The sequence below is a fragment of the Allosphingosinicella sp. genome, assembly GCF_036387215.1.
GTDB lineage: Bacteria > Pseudomonadota > Alphaproteobacteria > Sphingomonadales > Sphingomonadaceae > Allosphingosinicella.
The window spans coordinates 1-6138 of record NZ_DASVUE010000292.1 but is presented as its reverse complement, the minus strand read 5'-3'; the positions used below and the strand labels follow the sequence as shown (position 1 = coordinate 6138).

Here is a 6138-nt window from a genome sequence, read left to right as displayed (position 1 = left end):
GGCTCGAACGGGAGCGAGGGCGGCCCGAGCTTGGCGTAGCCGGCCGCCTCACCCGCCTCTTCGACCAGCCGGATCGTGAAGGCGGGATCGGCCAGCTCCGCGGCCCACCGGACCTCCGAATGGTTCTCCAGGAACAGCGCCAGGTCCTCAGGCTTGTAGAGGTGGCCGAACGTCTCCGTGAAGGTACGGCGGCCGAGGTCCGCCATGGTGGCGGCATCGTCGGGCGTGGCGTTGCGGTAGCTAATCATTGCGCGGAGCCAATCATTAGAAGGCGGCGGGATCCGGCCAGGAGGTGGCGACGATCGCCATCGCCTTGAAGAGGGTCCCCATCTCCTCAGGGGAAGTCAGCCGCTGCCGCGCCCGTTCGATCTCCTTTGCGCGGTCGGGGGCGGCGCTGGAGAGTGCCTCCGCCCTCAGCCCAATCCCGATCGCATCGAGCCACTCCCCCTGCCCGCGCGGGCCGAACACGCGCGCGCCCTCCGCGCGCGCGGCATCGCCGAGCGCCTCGAAGTCGACATGGACGGTAAGGTCGCGCTCGCCCGGCGCCTCCCACGGATCGGAGAAACCGTGTTTCGCGACCGCCTGCAGAGTCTCCCCCGCGCTGGTGCGATCGTGGCCGTAGTCGACGATCAGCGCCGCGCCGCCTGAGGCGGCGATGAGGCGCGCGAGCTGGCGCATGATCGAAACGGAGGCAGGGGACGTCTCGAGCACCGTGCCAAGAGGCGCATTGCGGATGTGGACCGGGATCGTCGCGCTTCCGATCGCCGGCCCGGGCACCGGCCTGAACCGCTCCCCCTCCCGCACGACCAGCCGCTCCCGCCAGCCGCCGTCGGCGGCGATGATCTGGCGCGCCGGGAGTGCATCGAAGAATTCGTTGGCGACGATGAGCAACGGAGCTCCCTCGGGAAGCGTCGAGAGATCGTCGTGCCACACCGCCTCAGGCACCCGCGCCGCCTGCGCGGTCCGGAGGACGGGGCTCGTCTCGACGAAATGCACCTCCGGCTCCAGCCCGGCCGAGCGCATCGCGCGAAGGGCATCGGCGGCGAGGGTGCCGCGGCCCGGCCCGAGCTCGACATAGCGGATATCCCGCGGGCTCCCGGCCCGGGCCCAGAGGTCCGCGAGCCATAGGCCGACCAGTTCGCCGAACATCTGGCTGATCTCCGGCGCCGTCGTGAAATCGCCCGCCGCTCCGAGGGGATCGCGGGTCGCGTAATAATGGCCGTTCGCGAGCGCCATGTAGTCGGCGACGCTGATCGGCCCGCCGCTGTCGATCAGCCGCGCCAGCCTTTCGGCCAGCGGCCGCTCAGGCGACACTTTCCGTACCGGCCACCGGCTCCACGCGCTGGCGCCGGCCCTTCGAGGTCGCGATCAGGTAGATGCCGCCAAGGATCATCGGGAGCGTCAGAGTCTGCCCCATGGTGAGGCCCCAGCTCAGATGCTCGAGCCCCTGATCCGGCTGCCGCACCAGCTCGACGAGAAAGCGGGCGATGCCGTAGCCGAGGATGAAGGTGCCGACGAGCCGTCCCGGCTGGTAGCGCGCATCGGTCTTCCAGAACAGGAACCAGAGGATGAGGCCGAGCACGATGCCCTCGAGCCCGGCTTCGTAGAGCTGGCTGGGATGGCGGGGAATCTCGCCCCCGCCCGGGAAGATCATCGCCCACGGGACATCTGTGGGGCCCCGTCCCCAAAGCTCTCCGTTCACGAAGTTGGCAAGACGTACCAGGAAGATGCCGAACGGCGCACAGCAGGCAACATAATCGTGGACGCGCAGCCAGTTGAGGCCGTGCTTCCGGGCCATGTAGAGAATGCCGAGCGAAGTGCCGATGACGCCGCCATGGAAGGACATGCCGCCGTCCCATACCCGGATGATGTCCCCGGGATGATCGAAGTAGAAGCCCGCGCGGTAGAAGAGCACGTAGCCGAGCCGCCCGCCGAGCAGGATGCCGAGGGTCGCGTAGAAAACCATGTCGTCGGCATGGCGCCGCGCCATCGGAGCGCCCGGCCGGTCCAGCAGCTTCAGCAGGTACCACCAGCCGATGATGATTCCGGCGAGATAGCCCAGCGAATACCAGCGCAGCTTGAAAAAGCCGAGGTCGAGCGCCACGGGATCGAGCCCTAGATTTTCCCAACGCAAGGCTGACGTAGCGTCAACCGCAGCCGCGGCGATTTCTGGCAGTAACAAGGCTTTTCCCCTCCGCTTTCCGCCCTCATAGTGGCGGCCGCCAGCAACTGGAAGAGCGAGGGAGAAGGGGATTGCCGAGTGAGCTCGACCGCCGGTTCGACGCGGTCCTGGCATCGATCACCGGGCCCGGAGGACTGATCCAGATCGGCCGCGATGAAGAGGGGCGGGCGATCGTCACCAACCTGCCGCCCACGCTGCCGATGTTCTTCGACTTCTTCTGCGCGCTTCGCGGAGACATGACCGCGGTCATCGCGGGCGACGAGCGGATGACCTTTGCCGAGCTCAACGACCACGCCAAGCGCGCTGCCGCCGCGCTGGTCGGCGGCTGGGGCATCGGGAAGGGCGACCGGGTGGCGATCGCGATGCGCAACGCTCCTGCCTGGATCGTCGCGTACATGGCGGTCCTGAAGGCAGGTGGAGTCGCGACCCTCGTCAACGGCTGGTGGCAGCCGGACGAGCTCGCCCATGCGCTTCAGCTCACCGAGCCGAAGCTGGTGATTGCCGACGCCCCGCGCGCCGAGAGGATCTCGGCCACCGGCCTCCAGGTTGAGACGATCGTCCTGCCGGTGGAGCAGAGGATCGAGGAGGCGATGGCGCCGTTGCTTGCCAAAGGTGCGGGGGACGCGCAGCTGCCGCCGGTGGCGCCGGAGGACGATGCCACCATCCTCTTCACGTCCGGCTCGACCGGCGCCTCCAAGGGCGCGGTCTCGACGCACCGGGCGGTTACGACCGGAATCTACGCCTATACGCTCGGGCTCGCGACCCTGCTCGGCATCAAGGAGAGCATGGGCGACCCGCCGAAGGATCCGCTCCGCACCCTCATCAATGTGCCGCTTTTCCACGTGACCGGCGAAGTGCCGGTCCTGCTCAACAGCTTCGCGATCGGGCGCGGAATGGTGCTGATGGCGAAATGGGATGCGGGGGAGGCGCTGCGGCTGATTCAGGACGAGAAGATCACCTATTTTGTGGGCGTGCCGACGATGAGCCTCGAGCTCATGCAGCATCCGGACCGCGACAAATACGATCTGTCGACGCTGACCGACATCGCCGCCGGCGGCGCGCCGCGGCCGGTGAGCCATGTGGAACGGCTCCAGGAGAGCTTCGCCGGGGCGAAGCCGGCCCTCGGCTACGGCCTCACCGAGACCAATGCCGCCGGCTGCAGCAACTTCTGGCAGAATTATGCCGACAAGCCCGCCTCCACCGGCCGGCCGCAGGCGCCGATCGTCGAGATCGCGATCCTCGGACCCGGCGATGCGCATCTGGGGCCGAAGGAGCGGGGCGAGATCGCAATCCGCGGCGCCTGCAACTTCCGCGGCTATTGGCGCGATCCGGAGGCGACGCGGGCCGCATTCACGGCGGACGGCTATTTTCGCACCGGCGACGTCGGCTATCTCGACGAGGACGATTATCTGTTCATCGTCGACCGGAAGAAGGACATCATCATCCGCGGCGGCGAGAATATCAGCAGCCAGGAAGTGGAAGCCGCCTGCTATTCGCATCCCCTAGTGTCGGAAGCCTCAGTGTTCGGGATCGCCGACGAGCGGCTCGGGGAGGTTCCGGCGGCGGTCGTCTACAGCGAGGACGGGATGACCGAAGAGGCGCTGCTGAAATTCCTCGAGGAGAAGATCGCCCGCTTCAAGCTTCCCGGCCATGTCTGGATCCAGAGGGAGCCGCTGCCGAAGCTCGGCACGGGCAAGATCGACAAGGTGAGCCTCCGCGAACGCTACCGGGCCGAAGTCGCGTCGCGCGGCTGATGCGGCTGGCGAGCGCGGACCGGTCCTTCTATCAGCACCCGCATGGCCTTTGAGCGGAGGATCAGCCGGCGGACCTTGCTGGTGGGCGGCGGCGTTGGCGCCGGGCTTACGATCGCCTGGGGCCTTTGGCCGCGACGCTACACGCCGAACCTCCGTACGGCGCCTGGCGAGACCCTCTTCAACGCCTTCCTCAAGATCGGCAGCGACGGACGCGTGATCGTGGCGGTCCCGCAGGCGGAGATCGGCCAGGGCGTCTATACGAGCCTTCCGCAGATCCTCGCCGACGAGCTCGGCGCCGACTGGCGCACCGTCTCGGTCGAGCCCGCTCCGCTCAGCCCGCTCTACGCCAACCGGCTGCTTGCGGAAGAGGCGCTGACTGACGGGCTGCCGTCGGCGTTCGAGGGGATCCGCCGCTGGGCGGCGCACGAATACGCGACCCGCAACGCAATCATGCTGACCGGCGGCTCGACCTCGATCCGCGCCTTCGAGGCGCCGATGCGGGAAGCCGGAGCGGCCGCTCGGGCTTTGCTGAGCAAGGCCGCGGCCAAGCGTTGGGACGTGGACTGGGAATCGCTCCACACGGCCGGAGGCTTCGTCGTCCATGGGCGGGAAAGGCTGAGCTTCGCCGAGCTTGCGGACGCCGCTGCGCGGCAGGACGTGCCTTCCGATCTGCCGGTTCGGACCGGAACGGAGAACCGGCTGCTCGGCGAGCCGGTACCGCGCCTCGATCTTCCGTCCAAGGTGGACGGCTCGGCCCAATTCGCGGGCGACATCCGGCTTCCGGACATGGTCTATGCGTCCGTTCGGGCGGGCCCGATCGGGAACAGCCGGCTGAGCTCGGTGGATCGCGCGGCCGCGGATCGTATCCCCGGCGTGCTGGCCGTGGTCGAGAATCCGGGCTGGGCAGCCGCCGTGGCTACGAACTGGTGGGCGGCGAACCGGGCGGTCCAGGCGATGAAGCCGAAGTTCGAGACCAGCGGCGGCCTCGTCGACAGCGCTGGGATTGAGGCTCGGCTCAAAGCCGCGCTGGAGGGTGAAGGTAGCCGCTATTTCAGCCGGGGCGACATGGAGGAGCCGGTGGCGGGCGGCAGCCTGTTCCGCGCCCGTTATTCGGCCAGCGTCGCTCCGAACGCGCCGATGGAGACGCTGACCGCCACCGCGCGTCTCGGCGGGGGCCGGATCGAGGTGTGGGCGCCGACGCAGGCACCGGGCTTCGCGCGCGCCGCCGCGGCCCGGGCCGGCGGGGTCGATGAGGGGCAGGTTACGGTCTACCCGACGCTGATCGGCAGCGGCTATGGGCGCAAGCTCGAGACTCAGGCGATCGAGCAGGCGGTGATCATCGCAGCGCGGCTGAAGCGGCCGGTGCAGGTCGTCTGGTCGCGGATCGAGGAGACGATGCAGGACAGCTTCCGGCCGCCGGCGCACGCCGAAATGAGCGCGACGCTCGCCGGCGGCAGGATCATGAGCTGGCACGCGCGGATCGCGGCTCCCGGTACGGCCGGGCAGGTGATCGGCCGCCTCCGCTCCGGCGCGAACGGGCTCACGGACGAAGCGGAAGCCGCGGCGGTTGCGGGCGCCGCACCGCCATATTCGATCCCGGCGGCCGCGGTGGACCATCACGCGGCGGACGTTGGGCTCAGGACCGGCATCTGGCGCTCGGGCGCGCACAGCTACACCGCTTTCTTCACCGAATGCTTCGTCGACGAGCTGGCGCGGAAGGCGAATATCGAGCCGATGTCGTTCCGGATGCAGATGCTCGGCGACAATCCGCGGCTGGCGCGGGTGCTGACGACGGCTGCAACGCTCGGCGGCTGGGACGGCGGCGCCTCCGGCAGCCCGATGGGCCTGGCAGCGCACAGCGCCTACGGCTCCCACGCCGCCACTTTGATGGAAGTTTCGGTGGGGAGCGATCAGCGTATCCGCGTGAACCGGGCCGTCTGTGCGGTGGACGTCGGCCGCGTGGTGAACCCCGAGATCGTGAAGCAGCTGATCGAGGGTGGGATCATCTACGGAATCGCCGGAGCGACGGGCAATCCGATCCGCTTCGACAAGGGCCTTCCGTCCGTCCGGAGCCTCGGCGCACTCGGACTTCCGAGGCTTGCGGACTCGCCCGACATCACGGTGGAGATCCTGCCGAGCGAGGAGGATCCCGGCGGCTGCACCGAGCTGGGGGTGCCTACAGTCGCGCCCGCCATCGCCAAC

Annotated in this window: 5 protein-coding genes; 2 read left to right on the top strand and 3 right to left on the bottom strand. The window is 68.8% G+C overall.

Going from position 1 to position 6138, the window contains the following annotated elements:
• From VF662_RS11960 to lgt, 3 genes are all read right to left on the bottom strand, one after another.
• The coding region (locus VF662_RS11960; protein ID WP_464141442.1) for a GNAT family N-acetyltransferase at positions 1-248 on the bottom strand (248 nt) is incomplete at its 3' end.
• 16 nt (positions 249-264) lie between these two features.
• Positions 265-1314: a class I SAM-dependent methyltransferase gene (locus VF662_RS11955; RefSeq protein ID WP_464141440.1), complete on the bottom strand. Its 1050-nt coding sequence runs from the start codon at positions 1312-1314 to the stop codon at positions 265-267.
• A complete protein-coding gene (gene lgt / locus VF662_RS11950; RefSeq protein ID WP_464141437.1) occupies positions 1304-2182 on the bottom strand; it encodes a prolipoprotein diacylglyceryl transferase in 879 nt (292 codons plus the stop codon). The genes VF662_RS11955 and lgt overlap by 11 nt, the downstream gene beginning before the upstream one ends.
• A gap of 71 nt (positions 2183-2253) precedes the next feature.
• Here lgt and VF662_RS11945 point away from each other — a divergent pair, with 71 nt between their 5' ends.
• Complete coding sequence (locus tag VF662_RS11945) at positions 2254-3936, top strand: class I adenylate-forming enzyme family protein (protein WP_464141435.1); 1683 nt, start codon at positions 2254-2256, stop codon at positions 3934-3936.
• A 42-nt stretch (positions 3937-3978) separates the two neighbouring features.
• Positions 3979-6138, top strand: a 2160-nt coding sequence (locus VF662_RS11940) for a xanthine dehydrogenase family protein molybdopterin-binding subunit (protein WP_464141432.1), incomplete at its 3' end; no start/stop codon positions are given.